The sequence below is a fragment of the Belnapia sp. genome (assembly GCF_059504005.1).
Map to the genome: position 1 here is coordinate 21,205 of NZ_JCACHU010000001.1, position 15,777 is coordinate 36,981.

14 protein-coding genes are annotated in these 15,777 nt (G+C 67.0%); all 14 read right to left on the bottom strand.

Annotated features, from left to right (window positions below; translation table 11 throughout):
* Window positions 1-321: 321 nt before the first annotated feature.
* The gene (locus AC5JJ1_RS00100; protein ID WP_495783081.1) at window positions 322-582 is read right to left on the bottom strand and encodes a DUF1467 family protein; all 261 of its coding nucleotides are present in this window, start codon (window positions 580-582) and stop codon (window positions 322-324) included.
* Window positions 583-594: 12 nt separating this feature from the next.
* Window positions 595-2,265 (bottom strand): ribonuclease J, encoded by a 1,671-nt coding sequence (locus tag AC5JJ1_RS00105; RefSeq protein ID WP_495783082.1) that lies wholly within the window; start codon window positions 2,263-2,265, stop codon window positions 595-597.
* A 135-nt stretch (window positions 2,266-2,400) separates the two neighbouring features.
* Window positions 2,401-3,129: a biotin--[acetyl-CoA-carboxylase] ligase gene (locus AC5JJ1_RS00110; protein ID WP_495783083.1), complete on the bottom strand. Its 729-nt coding sequence runs from the start codon at window positions 3,127-3,129 to the stop codon at window positions 2,401-2,403.
* Window positions 3,126-4,547, bottom strand: a complete 1,422-nt coding sequence (nuoN, locus tag AC5JJ1_RS00115; RefSeq protein WP_495783084.1) for an NADH-quinone oxidoreductase subunit NuoN — start codon at window positions 4,545-4,547, stop codon at window positions 3,126-3,128. The genes AC5JJ1_RS00110 and nuoN overlap by 4 nt, the downstream gene beginning before the upstream one ends.
* Before the next feature lie 4 nt (window positions 4,548-4,551).
* Window positions 4,552-6,063: an NADH-quinone oxidoreductase subunit M gene (locus tag AC5JJ1_RS00120; RefSeq protein WP_495783085.1), complete on the bottom strand. Its 1,512-nt coding sequence runs from the start codon at window positions 6,061-6,063 to the stop codon at window positions 4,552-4,554.
* Window positions 6,064-6,065: 2 nt separating this feature from the next.
* Window positions 6,066-8,054, bottom strand: coding sequence for an NADH-quinone oxidoreductase subunit L (gene nuoL, locus AC5JJ1_RS00125; protein WP_495783086.1), 1,989 nt, complete (start codon window positions 8,052-8,054; stop codon window positions 6,066-6,068).
* A gap of 4 nt (window positions 8,055-8,058) precedes the next feature.
* Complete coding sequence (gene nuoK / locus AC5JJ1_RS00130) at window positions 8,059-8,397, bottom strand: NADH-quinone oxidoreductase subunit NuoK (RefSeq protein ID WP_495783087.1); 339 nt, start codon at window positions 8,395-8,397, stop codon at window positions 8,059-8,061.
* Window positions 8,369-9,055 (bottom strand): NADH-quinone oxidoreductase subunit J, encoded by a 687-nt coding sequence (locus tag AC5JJ1_RS00135; RefSeq protein WP_495783088.1) that lies wholly within the window; start codon window positions 9,053-9,055, stop codon window positions 8,369-8,371. Before AC5JJ1_RS00135 ends, nuoK begins: the two co-directional genes overlap by 29 nt.
* 13 nt (window positions 9,056-9,068) lie before the next feature.
* Window positions 9,069-9,557: an NADH-quinone oxidoreductase subunit NuoI gene (gene nuoI, locus AC5JJ1_RS00140; RefSeq protein WP_495783089.1), complete on the bottom strand. Its 489-nt coding sequence runs from the start codon at window positions 9,555-9,557 to the stop codon at window positions 9,069-9,071.
* Window positions 9,558-9,569: 12 nt separating this feature from the next.
* Entirely contained in the window at window positions 9,570-10,580 is a 1,011-nt protein-coding gene (gene nuoH / locus AC5JJ1_RS00145) for an NADH-quinone oxidoreductase subunit NuoH (RefSeq protein ID WP_495783090.1), read from the bottom strand.
* Window positions 10,581-10,586: 6 nt separating this feature from the next.
* Window positions 10,587-12,590, bottom strand: a complete 2,004-nt coding sequence (gene nuoG, locus AC5JJ1_RS00150) for an NADH-quinone oxidoreductase subunit NuoG (RefSeq protein ID WP_495783091.1) — start codon at window positions 12,588-12,590, stop codon at window positions 10,587-10,589.
* Between the two features lie 4 nt (window positions 12,591-12,594).
* Window positions 12,595-13,902 (bottom strand): NADH-quinone oxidoreductase subunit NuoF, encoded by a 1,308-nt coding sequence (nuoF, locus tag AC5JJ1_RS00155; protein ID WP_495783092.1) that lies wholly within the window; start codon window positions 13,900-13,902, stop codon window positions 12,595-12,597.
* Between the two features lies 1 nt (window position 13,903).
* Window positions 13,904-14,539: a complex I 24 kDa subunit family protein gene (locus AC5JJ1_RS00160; RefSeq protein WP_495783093.1), complete on the bottom strand. Its 636-nt coding sequence runs from the start codon at window positions 14,537-14,539 to the stop codon at window positions 13,904-13,906.
* Entirely contained in the window at window positions 14,539-15,753 is a 1,215-nt protein-coding gene (locus tag AC5JJ1_RS00165; protein WP_495783107.1) for an NADH-quinone oxidoreductase subunit D, read from the bottom strand. The genes AC5JJ1_RS00160 and AC5JJ1_RS00165 overlap by 1 nt, the downstream gene beginning before the upstream one ends.
* Between the last annotated feature and the right edge of the window lie 24 nt (window positions 15,754-15,777).

Below are 15,777 nucleotides of genomic sequence, written 5' to 3' on the forward strand. Positions count from 1 at the left end.
TGCAGCAATTTTCTTACGATGCTGCGGTGCAGTACGAACGATTTTGAAAGATTATCGCGCTTCAGCGGTGGTTGCACCTTGCCGGCCCGTAAGGCCTGGGCTAGACAAAAAAAAGGCCGCGCCCAAGGGCACGACCTGAGTTTAGGGAGGAAACGCCAGTCACACGGCAGAAAGAGGACCAACCCTCTTCCTGTCAGTATATTGGCGCCTGGGATCAACGCGGCACAACTGCAATCGATGCTGCGAACGCCGAAAAAAGTGGCTCCCAGACAAGAACAGCGACAATAAGAAGCGACACAGGCCTAATTGGCCGAAAGTCGCCTATTTTTCGGGCATTGCCCACCAGCCGCTGCGGAAACTCATGTAGTCGCTGGTGATCAGCGCATAGGCGCCGAGCCAGCAGACCGTCGAAACCACCGTGGTGATGAGCACCTTCCTCCAGAGCTGCGGATTCGCCGGCGCGCCGCGCCAGCCGCTCTCGGCATCGCCCTCCGCCACAGGCTGGGTGCCGATGGGGAGGACGGCGAAGAGCACCACCCACCAGATGAGGAAATAGACGACGATCCCGCTGACCCAGCCCATGGGTTCGGCCCCTCACACCCGCAGCAGGTGGACTTCGACATTCGGGCGCTTGCGCACCCGCCGGCCGATGGCCTTGCGCAGCGCGCTGCGGGCGGCCTCGCGCAGGGCATCGTCCTCGCGCTTGAGCTGCATCGGCAGGTCCGTCACCGCCCGGGCCAGCTCGGCGGCAATCTGCACCGCTTCCGTCTCCCCGCTCTCGAAGAGGCCGGGGGCCGAGACCTGCGGCGAGCCGAGCACCCGCCCGCCGCCGTCGACGGCCAGCGAGGCGACGACGACGCCGTTGAAGAGCATGCGCTTCCGCGCCGCCAGCACCCCGCCCGAGAGCGGCAGAAGGCGTCCGTTGTCGACGGCGAGGCGGCCGGTCGGCACGCCCTCCACCACATCCGGCCGGCCCGGGGTGAGGCGGAGGACATCGCCATCCTCGACCAGGATGGGCTCGGCGCCGAGTTCCCGCGCAAGCGCGGCATGCTCGGACAGGTGGCGCCATTCCCCGTGCACCGGCACCGCGTATTTCGGCTTCACCAGCGCGTAGAGGCGCCGCAGCTCGTCCCGCGCCGGGTGGCCGGAGACATGGACCATGTGGTCATCGGCCGTCATCACCCGGCAGCCGCGGCGGGAAAGCTGGTCCTGCATCTGCAGGATGCCGCGCTCGTTGCCCGGTATCATGCGGGAGGAGAAGATGACCGTATCCCCCTCCCCCAGCGCAATCGCGGGATGGGTGTCGGCACCGATCTTGGCGAGCGCCGAGCGCGGCTCGCCCTGGCTGCCGGTGCAGATGATCAGGAGGTTGTCGTCCGGGATGAAACCCGCCTCGTCTTCCGGGACGAAGGGCTCGACGGCCTTCAGGTAGCCGCATTCCCGCGCCGCCGCCTCGGCATTGCGCAGCGACCGGCCGAAGAGCGCGACCTGCCGGCCGGCCGCCTGGGCGGCGAGCGCGATGCTCTCGACCCGTGCCAGGTTGGTGGCGAAGCAGGTGACGGCGACCCGGCCGCGCAGGCCGCGGATCAGCGCCTCCATCGTCCGCCGCACCTCGGCTTCGGAGCCGCTGTGGCCCTCGACCAGGGCATTGGTCGAGTCGCAGACCATGGCCAGCACGCCCTCCTCGCCGATGCGGGCGAAGGCGGCCTCGTCGGTCGGCGGGCCGAGCAGCGGCTCGGGATCCAGCTTCCAGTCGCCGGTATGGAGGACGAGGCCGTGCCGGGTGCGGATGGCGACCGCTTGGGCTTCCGGAATGGAATGCGCTACGCGGAGGAATTCAAGGTCGAAGGGCTTCAGCTCGACCCGGCCGCTGAGCGGCAGGGTAATGACCCGCGCCTCGCTGCCGAGCCCGGCCTCGTTCAGCTTCCGCCGCAGCACGGCCGCGGCGAAAGGGCCGGCATAGAGCGGGCAGCGCAGCATCGGCCAAAGATGGGCGACGGCGCCGATATGATCCTCGTGCGCATGGGTAATGACCATGCCGACCAGCCGGTCCCGCCGCTCCGCCAGCCAGGCGGGGTCGGGCACCATGACCTCGACCTCCGGCATCTCGGGCCCGCCGAAGCCGATGCCGCAATCAATCGCCAGCAGCCTTCCGTCACTGCGATAGACGTTGAGGTTCATACCGATCTCGCCGGTGCCGCCCAGCGGAATGAAGGCAAAGTCGTCGGTTGCGTCGGGGAGGGCCGAAGCCTGGAAATCGTTCATCACCACCTTCTAGGGCAATGCCGCCTGCGGCGCGCGCCCTTAGCCTTTCGTGCCATTGCGAGTCCGTGGGCGATTCCGCTTGGCAAAGCGGGATCGCGCAGGGCAGTTGCAGGAGAGATGGGAGCCGGCCGGCCTTCAGCCAAGCCGCTGGATCTCACCACTGCGAATGGCGAGCACCGCACCGCCGCGCTCCAGCAGCAGGGCGCCATCCTCGGCGAGGCCAGCAAAGGCCCCGCCCTTGATCGGCCCTTCCCGCAGGGTGACCGGGGTGCCGGGGGTTGGGCCCAGGGCCAGCCAGGCGGCGCGGACGGGGCTGAAGCCGTCCCTGCCATGGCGCCGGACCCATAGGTCAAGCCGGGCGATCAGCCGCGCGGCAAAGGCCTCAGGCGGCTCGGCGGCGCCGATGCAGGTGGTCGGCCGGTCCGGCAGAGGCGGCGCATGGGCGAGGTTCACCCCGATGCCGAGGCTCAGCCAGGCCAGGCGGCCTTCCGGGTCGAGGGCCGTCTCGGCCAGGATGCCGGCGCATTTGGCCCCACGACGCAACAGGTCGTTCGGCCATTTGAGGCGAAGGGCCGAGGGCTCCGGATCGATCTCCGCCGTCGCCTCGGCCAGGGCGACGCCGGCGAGCAGCGACCATTGCGCCGACTCCCGCGCGGGCCCTGTCGGCCGCAGCAACATCGAACAGTAGAGGTTGCCGGGCGGCGAGGCCCAGGCGCGGCCCGAGCGGCCCCGCCCGGCCGTCTGCTCGAGGGCCAGCACGGCGAGGCCGGCCGGCTCCCCGGCTTCGGCCGCGGCCGCGACGCGGTCGGAAGTGCTCGGCAGGGCCGCATGCACCTCCAGCCGCCAGCCCGGTGGCAGCGTCACCCCAGCAGCGCGGCGGCCGCCGCCTGCGCCGCGGCCAGCATCGGCGCCGGCCAGAGGCAGAAGAGCAGGGTGAAGAGGCCCGTGCCCGCCATCACGATGGTGAGGCTGGCCGGCGCGCGATCTAGCGCGCCCACCGCCTGGTCGAAATACATCACCTTCACGATGCGGAGATAGTAATAGGCCGAGACGACGCTGGTCAGCACGCCGATGACCGCGAGCGTCCAGTACCCGCCCTGCACCGCGGCGAGGAAGACGTAAAGCTTGCCGAAGAAGCCGGCGAGCGGCGGGATACCGGCCATCGAGAACATGAAGACGGCCATCCAGAGCGCCATGGTCGGATCGGTCCGGCCGAGGCCGGCGAGGTCGTCGACCCGCTCAACTGCCTTGCCCTGCCGCCGCATGGCGACCAGCACGGCGAAGCTGCCCATGTTCATGAAGACATAGATCGCCATGTAGACCAGCAACCCGCGCAGCCCGATATCGCTGCCGACGGCGAGGCCCATCAACGCATAGCCAACATGGCCGATGGAGGAATAGGCCATCAGCCGCTTCAGATTGGTCTGGCCGATGGCGGCGAAGCTGCCGAGGATCATCGAGCCGATGGAGACGAGCAGGATCACCTGCTGCCACTGCGCCGCGAGATCGCCAAAGGGCCCGAGCAGCACGCGGGCCAGCAGCGCGATGGCGGCCACCTTGGGGGCAGAGGCGAAATAAGCCGTCACCGGCGTCGGCGCGCCCTCATAGACGTCGGGCGTCCACATGTGGAAGGGCACGGCCGAGACCTTGAAGGCGAGGCCTGCAATGACGAAGACCACGCCGACCACGACGCCGGGCGAGGTGTCCTGCGAGGCCGAGAAGGCATCTGCCAGCCGGTCGAAGTTGGTTGTCCCCGCGAAGCCATAGACCAGCGAGCTGCCGTAGAGCAGCAGGCCCGAGGCGAGCGCGCCGAGGACGAAATACTTAAGGCCGGCCTCCGCGGAGCGAGCGTTGTCGCGGTTGAAGGACGCTATGACGTAGAGCGGCAGGGAGAGCAGCTCGAGCCCCAGATAGAGCGCCATCAGGTCATTCGCCGAGATCATCAGCATCGCGCCGAGGCTGGCGAAGACGACGAGCACGGGGAACTCGAACCGCCCCAGCCCCTCTTTCTCGTTGAAATCGAGCGAGACCAGCAGCGAGATGGCCGCCGCGCCGAGAGAGAGGATCTTCATGAAGCCGCTGAAGCTGTCGGCGACGTAGTGGCCGTTCAGCGCCGTCCCCTCCCCCTGGCCAAGCACCAGCACGGCGGCGAGGATCAGCGCGCCGATCGCGCCCATGGTGACGGGGAAGAAGGTTTCCTGCTTCGGGATCACGCCGGCCAGCAGCAGCACGAGGCCGCTGCAGCCGAGCACGAGTTCCGGCAGGGCGAGGGTCCAGGACATCGGCTTACATTCCCGCCAGGCGGCTGATGTTCAGCGCAGCCTCGTGCCGCGCGACCAGCGCCGCGACGCTGGCCTCGAAGAAGGAGAGGAAGGGCTGCGGATAGATGCCCATCCAGAGCGTCAGCGCGATCAGCGGCGCAAAGACGGCATATTCCCGTGGGCTGAGGTCGAGCAGCGCCTTGAGGTCCTCCCGCGTCATCTTCCCGAAGGAGACCCGGCGGTAGAGGTAGAGCATGTAGGCCGCGCCGAGGATCATGCCGAGCGCCGCGCCGAAGGCGACCCAGGGATTTACCCGCCAGGCGCCGACGATCACCAGGAACTCGCCGACGAAATTGGCGAGGCCCGGCAGGCCGACGGAGGCCATGGTAAAGAGCATGAAGACCAGCGCATAGGCCGGCATGACCTTGGCGACGCCGCCATAGCGCAGGATCTCGCGGCTATGGACGCGGTCATAAAGCACCCCGACGCAGAGGAAGAGCGCGCCGGAGACGACGCCATGCGCCAGCATCGTGAAGAGCGCGCCCGACAACCCCTGCTGGTTGAAGGTGAAGATGCCGATCGTCACGATGCCCATATGGGCGACCGAGCTGTAGGCGATCAGCTTCTTCATGTCCTCCTGCGCTAGGGCCACGAGAGAGGTGTAGACCACGGCGATGACCGAAAGGGCGAAGATCAGCGGCGCGAACATCGCGCTCGCCTCCGGCAGCAGCGGCAGGGTGAAGCGGAGGAAGCCATAGGCCCCCATCTTCAGCAGCACCCCGGCCAGGATGACGGAGCCGGCGGTCGGCGCCTCCACATGCGCATCGGGCAGCCAGGTATGCACCGGCCACATCGGCACCTTCACCGCGAAGCTGGCGAAGAAGGCGAAAAAGATCCAGGCCTGGGCCGCCCGCGGCACTTGGTACTGGAACAAGGCCGGGATGTCGGTCGTGCCTGCATTGTACCAGAGATAGAGGATGGCCAGCAGCATCAGCACGCTGCCGAGCAGCGTATAGAGGAAGAACTTGAAGGCCGCATAGACGCGCCGCGCCCCGCCCCAGACGCCGATGATAAGGAACATCGGGATCAGCACGGCCTCGAAGAAGACGTAGAAGACGATGAAGTCAAGGGCGCTGAACATGCCGACCATCATCGTCTCGAGGACGAGGAAGGCGACCATGTACTCGCGCACGCGGGACGTCACCGACTCCCAGGAGGCGAGGATGCAAAGCGGCGTTAGCGCCGTCGACAGCAGGACGAAGAGCACCGAGATGCCGTCGACGCCCATATGGTAGCCCACGCCGAATTCCGGCAGCCACTCCAGCTTCTCCTCGAATTGGAAGGCGGCCGAGGCCTGGTCGAAGCGGGCCCAGAGGATGAGGCTGAGCAGGAAGACGATCAGGCTGGTCCAGAGCGCGGTCCAGCGGGCGTTGCGGGCGATGACCTCATCGTCGCCGCGCACGGACATGATGATGGCCGCACCCGCCAGCGGCAGGAAGGTCAGCAGCGAGAGCAGCGGGAAGCCGGCGGCGTTCATTCTCAGCGCCCGATCAGGAAGAGGGTGACGAAGAGGACGAGGCCGATGATCATGGCGAAGGCGTAGTTCGCCACCCGCCCGGTTTGGATGCGGACCGCGCCGCGCGACCCGGCGACGGCGAGGCTTGCCGCGCCATTCGGCATCCCGTCGATGATCCTGGCATCCCCGGTCTTCCAGAGCCGCTGCGCGAGGCTTCGCGCCGGCCGGACGAAAAGGAAGTCGTAGAGCTCGTCGAAATACCACTTCTTCAAAAGGAAGCCATAGAGCCCGCCCGGGTTCGGCTCGGTCTGCTGCTCGGCGCCCTCCTGCGGGATCAGCGGCAGGCTGCGGACCAGCTGCGGCCGGGCGCTGAACATCTGCGCCAGCCGCGTCGGCAGGCCGGGCATCGCCATGTACATCAGATAGGCGAGCGCGATGCCGCCGATGCCCATGACGGTCGGCGCCAGCGGCACCCAGGCCGGGACCTCGTGCATGGCGTGCATGATGTGGTTGTGCTCGCCGTTGAAGATCGCGCCGTGCCAGAAGGCGTGCTCATGCTCGCCGACGAAGAAGGGCGCAAAGATGGCGCCGGCCAGGATGGCGCCGACCGCGAGCACCAGCAGCGGGATCAACATCACCAGCGGGCTCTCATGCACATGCTCCATGGTGTGCCGGTCCGCCCGCGGCTTGCCGTGGAAGGTGAGAATCAGCAGGCGCCAGGAATAGAAGGCGGTGAGGAAGGCGGCCAGCATGCCGCAGACCCAGGCATAGCCGCCCGTCACGCTATGGGAGGCATAGGCCGCCTCGAGAATGGCATCCTTCGAATAATAGCCGGCGAAGAAGGGAATGCCGGCCAGCGCCAGGCTGCCGACCCACATGACCGCATAGGTAACCGGAGTTTTGGTCCAAATGCCGCCCATCTTCCGGATGTCCTGCTCATCCGACATGGCGTGGATCACGCTGCCGGCGCCGAGGAAGAGCAGGGCCTTGAAGAAGGCATGGGTGAAGAGGTGGAAGATCGAGACCTGATAGGCGCCCACGCCGGCGGCGAAGAACATGTAGCCGAGCTGCGAGCAGGTCGAATAGGCGATGATGCGCTTGATGTCGTTCTGCACGCAGCCGATCGTCGCCGCGAAAAGCGCGGTCGAGGCGCCGACCACGGTGACGATGGCGAGCGCCACGGGCGCGAACTCCATCAGCGGCGACATGCGGGCCATGAGGAAGACGCCGGCCGTCACCATCGTCGCCGCATGGATGAGGGCGGAGACGGGCGTCGGCCCCTCCATCGCATCCGGCAGCCAGGTGTGCAGGCCAAGCTGCGCCGACTTGCCGCAGGCGCCGAGGAAGAGCAGCACGCCGATCAGCTCGACCGAAGGCAGCCCGCCGAAGCGGTCATTCGCGTGCTCGGCGACCGAGGAGAAGATCGTGTCGAACTCGATGCTGCCGAAGGTGTAGAAGGTCAGCGCCAGCCCCAGCATGAAGAAGACGTCGCCGACGCGGTTGACGATGAAGGCCTTCATCGCCGCGCGGTTGGCGCTCTCGCGGTCGTACCAGTAGCCGATCAGCAGGTAGGAGGCGAGGCCGACGCCCTCCCAGCCGAAGAAGAGCTGCGCCAGGTTGTCCGCCGTCACCAGCATCAGCATCATGAAGGTGAAGAGGCTGAGATAGGCGAAGAAGCGTGCCGGCGTCGCGTCATGCGACATGTAGCCGACCGAGTAGAGGTGGATCAGCGTCGAGATGAAGGTGACCATCGCCACCATCACGACGCTCAGCGTGTCGTAGCGGAGCGCCCAGGAGACCTCGAGCCCGCCGACATCCATCCAGGTCAGCAGCGGCACCGTCGTCGGCTGGCTGTCGAAGGCCACCTGCCCGAAGGCGAGGATGCCGCAGACGGCGGCCAGCGCCATGCAGATGACGGTCGACCACTGGGCCAGCCTGTCGCCGAGCCAGCGGCCGAGGAAGCCGCTGAGGCAGGCCCCCAGCAGGGGAAAGAAGATCGCGCCGACGAACATGGGTTCAGCCCTTCAGCGTCGAGATATCCTCGACCTCGATGCTGCCGCGGTTGCGGAAGTAGATGACCACGATGGCAAGCCCGATAGCCGCCTCCGCCGCCGCCACGGTGAGGACGAACATGGCGAAGATCTGCCCGTTCAGGTCGTCCAGCCTGGCGGAGAAAGCAACGAAGTTCAGGTTCACCGCGAGCAGGATCAGCTCCACGCTCATCAGGATGACGATGACGTTCTTCCGGTTCATGAAGATGCCGAAGACGCCGAGCACCAGCAGGATGGCGCTGACGGTCAGGTAGTGGGCGAGGCCGATGACCATGTCACTGATGCCCTCCGTGCCCGGACTCATGCGTGACCTTGGGCGCCTCGGGCTCCGGCTGCGGCGGGCGGCGGATGCCGAGGGCGGCGATGCCGGTGCCGCTCGGCACCTTTTCCAGCGCAACGGAGCCGGTGCGGTAGACCTGGGAGGCGATGTTCTGCCGCTTCGTGCCCTCGCGCTGCCTGTGGGTCAGCACGATGGCGCCGATCATCGCCACCAGCAGCACCAGGCCGGAGGCCTGGAAGAGGTAGACATAGTCCGTATAAAGGATGCGCCCGATCGCCTCGGCATTGGTCACGCCGCCGCCCGGGTTGGGCGCCAGCCGCAGCTCGCTCGCCTGGTTGGAGAAGCCCCAGCTGCCGACGACGAAGATCAGCTCGAGGAAGAGGATGCCGCCGATGATGGCGCCGATCGGGGCGTAGCGCTGGAAGCCTTCGCGCAAGCGGGCGAAGTCGATGTCCAGCATCATGACCACGAAGAGGAAGAGCACCGCGACCGCGCCCACATAGACGATGACTAGGATCATCGCCAGGAACTCGGCCCCTGCAATCAGGAACAGCGCCGCCGCATTGAAGAAGGCGAGGATCAGAAAGAGCACGCTGTGGACCGGGTTGCGTGCCGTGACCACCATGACCGCGGAGGCGATCAGGATGGCCGCGAAGAGGTAAAAGGCGAGCGCGGCGATCATCGGGGCTTCCGCTTCAGCGATAGGGGGCGTCGAGTTCAAGCCGCTTGGCCAGCTCCGGCTCCCAGCGGTCGCCATTCGCGAGCAGCCGGGTCTTGTCGTACATCAGCTCCTCGCGTGTCTCGACGCTGAACTCGAAATTCGGTCCTTCGACGATGGCGTCCACCGGGCAGGCTTCCTCGCACATGCCGCAATAGATGCACTTGGTCATGTCGATGTCGTAGCGCGTCGTGCGGCGGCTGCCATCCTCGCGCGGCTCGGCCTCGATGGTGATGGCCTGGGCGGGACAGACCGCTTCGCAGAGCTTGCAGGCGATGCAACGCTCCTCGCCGTTCGGGTAGCGGCGCAACGCGTGCTCGCCCTTGAAGCGGGGGCTGAGCGGGCCCTTCTCATAGGGGTAGTTGATGGTGACCTTGGGCTTGAAGAAGTACTTCAAGGTCAGGGCCATGCCCGAAACCAGCTCGGAGAGCAGTAGGCTGCGGGCGGCGCGGTCGAGGCTTGCCATGGCGGGATATCCTTAGGCCGGGAGCCAGCCGGCGAGCTTCAGCACCGCCGCCGTCAGCACCAGCCAGACCAAGCTGAAAGGCAGGAACACCTTCCAGCCGAGGCGCATGAGCTGGTCGTAGCGGTAGCGCGGGAAGGTCGCCCGGACCCAGATGAAGACGAAGAGCAGCAGCGCGATCTTCAGCGCAAACCAGACGAAGCCCGGAATCCAGGTGAAGGGCACCACATGCATCGGCGGATGCCAGCCACCCAGGAACAGGATGGTGGTCAGCGCCGACATCAGGATCATGTTCGCGTATTCGCCGAGAAAGAACAGCGCGAAGGTCATGCTGCTGTATTCGACGAAGAAGCCGGCCACCAGCTCGCTCTCGCCCTCCGGCAGGTCGAAGGGCGCGCGGTTGGTCTCGGCCAGCGCGCTGATGAAGAAGATGATGAACATCGGGAAAAGCGGGATGAAGAACCACACCCGCTCCTGCGCCCGCACGATGTCCGACAAGTTCAGCGAGCCGACGCAGAGCAGCACGGTGACGATGACGAAGCCGATCGAGACCTCGTAGCTCACCATCTGCGCCGCCGAACGCAGCGCGCCGAGGAAGGCGTATTTCGAGTTGCTTGCCCAACCGGCGATGATGATGCCGTAGACGCCGAGCGAGCTGACGGCGAAGAGGTAGAGGATGCCGACATTGATGTCGGCGATCGCCCAGCCATCCTGCACCGGGATCACCGCCCAGGCGATCATCGCCAGCATGAAGAGCAGGATCGGCGCCAGGATGAAGAGGAAGCGATTGGCCCCGGAGGGGACGATCGTCTCCTTCATCAGCATCTTCAGCGCATCGGCGAAGGGCTGCAGCAGGCCGAAGGGGCCCACCACATTCGGCCCGCGGCGCAACTGCATCGCCGCCAGCACCTTGCGCTCGGCGAGCGTGAGGTAGGCGACGGCGATCAACACCGGCACCAGCAGCGCCAGCGTCTGCGCGACAGTGATGGCCAGGATGCCAACCGGTGAGGCGAGGAAGCCGTCCATCCCCGCCTACTCCGCTGCCTGGGGCAGGTAGGTGCGCGCGCATTCCGCCATGGTGGCGGATGCGCGGCTGATCGGATCCGCCTGCCAGTAATTGTGGATCGTCGTGTCGAAGGCGGCCTCCGCGACGGCACCGGCATCGCCCGCCGGCCCCGCCATGTCGGTGCAGCCATGCGCCGCGAAGCCGGGCTTGCCGAACACCGGATTGACCTCGGCCAGCCGCGCCCGGACGCCGTCGAGCGAGTCATAGGGCAGCCGCAGGCCGAGGACCTCGCTGGCGGCACGCAGGATCTTCCAGTCCTCCCGCGCCTCGCCCGGCGGGTAGACGGCAAGCCGTCCGCGCTGCACCCGGCCCTCCGTGTTGACCCAGGTTGCGTCCTTCTCGGTATAGGCCGCGCCGGGGAGGATGACATCCGCCCGCGCCGCGCCGGCCTCGCCGTGATGGCCCTGGTAGATGACGAAGGCGCCCTCGGGCACGCCAACCGGCTCCGCGCCCAGCAGCCAGACGGCTTCGACATCCGCCGGGATGCCGGTGGTGAAGCCGAGGTCGAGCGGCGCCACCTGCCCGCCGAACTGATGCAGCAGGTTGAAGCCGTGCCAGTCGGCCTGAAGCATCTCGCCCTTCACCGCGACCTGCCACGCGGCCGCCAGCACCGCCGCGCCATCCGGCCGCGCCAGCGCGCCGCGGCCGAGGATCAGCATCGGCCGCTTCGCCGCGCGCAGCACCTCGTTGAAACGATGCTGGCCGCCGACCAGGGCGCTGAGGGTTGCCCCCCCATCCCCCAGCCAGTCATGCGCATAGGTCAGGTTCAGCCCGCGCGGCCCGATGAAGCCGACCGGGATCCCGCCCGTCGCCACGCGCTTGCGGATGCGCGCATTGATCACCGGCGCCTCGACCCGCGGGTTGCTGCCGATGATCAGCAGCGCATCCGCCTCCTCGATGCCGACGATGCCGGTATTGAAGGTGTAGAAGTCGCGCCGCGAGCCATCGATCGCCGCGCCATCCGTGCGGCATTCCAAGTGGTTGCTGCCGAGCGCCGCCATCAGGTCGCGCAACGCCACCGTTGCCTCGGCATCGGCCAGCTCGCCGGCAATGGCGCCGATCTTCCGCCCCTTGATCCCGGCGGCGATGGCGGTGAAGGCCTCCGCCCAGCTCGCCGGCTTCAGCTTGCCGCCCTGGCGCACCCAGGGCCGGTCCAGCCGGCGGCGCTTCAGCCCGTCGAAGGCGAAGCGGCCGCGATCGGCCATCCATTCCTCGTTCACGTCGTCATTCGTGCGCGGCAGGATGCGCAGCACCTCGCCCGCCCGGGCATCGACGCGGATGTTGGTGCCGGTCGCGTCGAGCACGTCCACGCTGTCGGTCTTCCGCAGCTCCCAGGGACGGCTGACATAGGCATAGGGGCGCGAGGTCAGCGCGCCAACCGGGCAGATGTCGATCAGGTTGCCGGAGAGTTCGGTGGTCAGCGCCTTCTCGACATAGGTGCCGATTTCCATGTTCTCGCCGCGGTTCGTCGCGCCGAGTTCCGGCACGCCGGCAACCTCGGTGGCGAAGCGCACGCAACGGGTGCACTGGATGCAGCGGTTCATGACCGTCTTGACCAGCGGGCCGAGATACTTGTCCTTCACCGCCCGCTTCTCTTCGCGGTAGCGGCTGGCATCGCCACCGAAGGCGATGGCCAGGTCCTGCAGGTCGCACTCGCCGCCCTGGTCGCAGATCGGGCAGTCCAGCGGGTGGTTGATCAGCAAGAATTCCATGACGCCGCGGCGGCCGTTGCGGACCATCGGGCTGTCGGTGAAGACCTTCATCCCGTCCGCGACCGGATAGGCGCAGGAGGCGATGGGCTTCGGCGCCTTCTCGACCTCGACCAGGCACATCCGGCAATTACCGGCGACGCTCAGCCGCTCATGATAACAGAAGCGGGGAATCTCCTTCCCCGCTGCCTCGCAGGCTTGGAGGACGGAGACGCCGTTCGGCACCTCCACCTCGATCCCGTCGACGGTGACCTTTGCCATAGTCCTACTCCGCCGCCAGCGCCATCGTGGGCGCGGCCTTGCCCGCCTTGTAGGCGGCAATACGCTCTTCCATCATCGGCCGGAAGTGCCGGATCAGCCCCTGCACCGGCCAGACGCCGCCATCGGCAAGCGCACAGATCGTGTGCCCCTCGATCTGCCGCGTCACCTGCTCCAGCACGTCGATCTCGGCCACCTCGGCGCGACCCTCGACCATGCGGTCCATCATGCGCTTCACCCAGCCCATGCCCTCGCGGCACGGGGTGCACTGGCCGCAGCTCTCATGCTTGTAGAAGGTCGAGAGCCGAGCAATCGCCTTGATGAGGTCGGTGGACTTGTCCATTACGATCACGCCCGCCGTGCCGAGGCCGGTCTTGTGCTCGCGCAACGCATCGAAATCCATCAGCACGTCGTCACAGACGGCTTTCGGGATCATCGGCGTGGAGCTGCCGCCCGGGATGACGGCGAGCAGGTTGTCCCAGCCGCCGCGCACGCCGCCCGCATGCCGCTCGATCAGCTCGCGCAGCGGGATCGACATCTCCTCCTCCACATTGCAGGGCTTGTTCACGTGGCCCTGGATGCAGAAAATCTTGGTGCCGCTGTTCTTCGGCCGGCCGAAGCCGGCGAACCAGGGCGCGCCGCGCCGCAGGATGGTCGGCACCACCGCGATGGTCTCGACATTGTTCACCGTCGAGGGGCAGCCATAGAGGCCGACCGCCGCCGGGAAGGGCGGCTTCAGCCGCGGCATGCCCTTCTTGCCCTCGAGGCTCTCGATGAGCGCCGTCTCCTCGCCGCAGATATAGGCGCCCGCGCCACGATGGACGTAGAGGTCGAAATCCCAGCCCGCGCCACAGGCATTCGGGCCGAGCAGCCCCGCCGCATAGGCCTCGTCGATCGCCGCCTGCAGGACGAGATGCTCGTTATAATACTCGCCGCGCACATAGATGTAGCCGACATGCGCGCCCATGGCGACGCCGGCGATCAGGCACCCCTCGACCAGCGTGTGCGGATCGTGCCGCAGGATGTCGCGGTCCTTGCAGGTGCCAGGCTCCGACTCATCGGCGTTGACGATGAGGTAGTGGGGCCGCTCGCTCGCCTGCTTCGGCATGAAGGACCATTTGAGGCCGGTCGGGAAGCCGGCGCCGCCGCGGCCGCGCAGCCCCGAATTCTTGACCTCCTCGATGATCCAGTCTCGCCCCTTCTCGATGAGCGCCTTGGTGCCGTCCCATTGGCCGCGTTTGCGCGCAGCTTCCAGGCGCCAGTCCTGCAGCCCGTAGAGGTTGGTGAAGATGCGGTCCTTGTCGGTCAGCGCCATCTTACTCTCCTGGCACGTCCAGCAGCGTCTGCGGCCCGCCGACCGGTGCGCTCGCCTGGCGCCCGATGACGGAGCCGGGCGCCGGCTTCTCGCCGCGCCGCAGCGCCTCGATCAGCTTGACCGTGCTCTCGTAATCCATGTCTTCGTAGTAATCGTCGTCGACCTGAAGGATGGGCGCGTTCACGCAGCCGCCGAGGCACTCTACCTCGGACAGGGTGAACATCCCGTCCTCGCTGGTCTGGCCCCAGCCGCCGAGCTTGCCGGCCTCGCGGCAGGCGCGCGACACCTCGTCCGAGCCACGCAGCCAGCAGGGCGTCGTGGCGCAGACCTGGAGGTGGTGCCTCCCGATCGGCTTCATGTTGAACATGAAGTAGAAGGTGGCGACCTCGTAGACGCGGATCGGCGCCATGCCGAGCCGCTCCGCCACCGCATCCATGCCCTTGTTCGGCACCCAGGCGCTGCCGGTCTGCCGCTTCACCTGCCGCTGCACGACATAGAGCAGCGGGATGACGGCGCTCGCCTGCTTGCCCGGCGGGTAGCGCTTCAGGATGGCATCGATCGCCTTCAGGCTCTCCTCGTCGAAGGAGAAGCTTTCCGGCTGCGAGATTTCGGTCGCGGTCGAGAGCTCGGCGTCCATCAGCGATCGATCTCCCCGAAGACAATGTCGAGCGAGCCGATGATCGCCACTGCATCGGCCAGCATATGCCCCTTGGAGAGCACCTCCATGGCCTGCAGATGGGCGAAGCCCGGCGCCCGGACCTTGCAGCGGTAGGGCCGGTTGGTCCCGTCGGCGACCAGGTACATGCCGAACTCGCCCTTCGGCGCCTCGGTCACGGTGTAGGTCGTGCCCTCCGGCACATGGAAGCCCTCGGTGTAGAGCTTGAAGTGGTGAATCAGCGACTCCATCGACCGCTTCATCTCGCCGCGCTTCGGCGGGACGATCTTGTTGTCGAGGATCTTGATCGGCCCTGGCTTCAGCCGCCTGAGGCATTGATGCACGATGCGAAGGCTCTGCCGCATCTCCATCATGCGGACGAGATAGCGATCATAGCAGTCGCCCTGCCGGCCCACGGGGATGTCGAAGTCGAGCTCGCCGTAGATCTCGTAGGGCTGCGACTTGCGCAGGTCCCAGGGCACGCCCGAGGCGCGGAGGCACGGGCCGGAGAAGCCCCACTCCATCGCCATCTCGGCGCTCATGATGCCGATATCCACTGTGCGTTGCTTGAAGATGCGATTGTTGGTCAGCAGCCCCTCGAGATCGTCGAGGAATTTCGGGAATTGCGCCGCCCAGCCTGCGATGCGATCCGTCAGCCCCGCCGGCAGGTCGCGCGAGACGCCGCCGGGCCGGAAGTAGTTGACGTGGTAGTGGCTGCCGCCCGCCGCCTCGTAGAATTCCAGCAGATGCTCGCGCTGCTCGAAGCCCCAGAGCGCCGGCGTGATAGCGCCGCAATCGAGCGCATAGGTCGTCACGTTCAGCAGGTGGTTCAGGATGCGCGTCAGCTCGGCGAACATGGTGCGGATGACGCGGGCGCGCTCCGGCACGTCGTTCTCGATGCGCAGCAGCCGCTCCACCGCCAGCACCCAGCTGTGCTCCATGCACATCGGGCTGACATAATCCAGGCGGTCCATATAGGGCATCGCCTGGAGATAGGTCTTCGACTCGATCAGCTTCTCGGTGCCGCGATGCAGCAGGCCGATATGCGGGTCGGCACGCTCCACCATCTCGCCCTTCATCTCGAGGATGAGGCGGAGCACGCCATGCGCCGCCGGGTGCTGCGGGCCGAAATTGATCGTGTGGCTGTCGACCTCGACCGTCTTCACCTCGTTCGAGGTGCCGGTCGCGGACGGCATGCTGGCCGGATCGGCGGCGGAGGT

Excerpts from the sequence above, each read along its gene's own strand:
- nuoI (WP_495783089.1), bottom strand. The coding sequence starts at position 9,557 with ATGGCAAGCCTCGACCGCGCCGCCCGCAGCCTACTGCTCTCCGAGCTG.
- AC5JJ1_RS00105 (WP_495783082.1), bottom strand. The coding sequence starts at position 2,265 with ATGAACGATTTCCAGGCTTCGGCCCTCCCCGACGCAACCGACGACTTT.
- AC5JJ1_RS00100 (WP_495783081.1), bottom strand. The coding sequence starts at position 582 with ATGGGCTGGGTCAGCGGGATCGTCGTCTATTTCCTCATCTGGTGGGTG.
- AC5JJ1_RS00160 (WP_495783093.1), bottom strand. The coding sequence starts at position 14,539 with ATGGACGCCGAGCTCTCGACCGCGACCGAAATCTCGCAGCCGGAAAGC.
- AC5JJ1_RS00135 (WP_495783088.1), bottom strand. The coding sequence starts at position 9,055 with ATGATCGCCGCGCTCGCCTTTTACCTCTTCGCGGCCATCCTGATCGCC.
- nuoH (WP_495783090.1), bottom strand. The coding sequence starts at position 10,580 with ATGGACGGCTTCCTCGCCTCACCGGTTGGCATCCTGGCCATCACTGTC.
- AC5JJ1_RS00165 (WP_495783107.1), bottom strand. The coding sequence starts at position 15,753 with ATGCCGTCCGCGACCGGCACCTCGAACGAGGTGAAGACGGTCGAGGTC.
- nuoF (WP_495783092.1), bottom strand. The coding sequence starts at position 13,902 with ATGGCGCTGACCGACAAGGACCGCATCTTCACCAACCTCTACGGGCTG.
- nuoL (WP_495783086.1), bottom strand. The coding sequence starts at position 8,054 with ATGTTCGTCGGCGCGATCTTCTTTCCCCTGCTGGGGGCCTGCCTCAGC.
- nuoK (WP_495783087.1), bottom strand. The coding sequence starts at position 8,397 with ATGAGTCCGGGCACGGAGGGCATCAGTGACATGGTCATCGGCCTCGCC.
- AC5JJ1_RS00120 (WP_495783085.1), bottom strand. The coding sequence starts at position 6,063 with ATGAACGCCGCCGGCTTCCCGCTGCTCTCGCTGCTGACCTTCCTGCCG.
- nuoN (WP_495783084.1), bottom strand. The coding sequence starts at position 4,547 with ATGTCCTGGACCCTCGCCCTGCCGGAACTCGTGCTCGGCTGCAGCGGC.
- nuoG (WP_495783091.1), bottom strand. The coding sequence starts at position 12,590 with ATGGCAAAGGTCACCGTCGACGGGATCGAGGTGGAGGTGCCGAACGGC.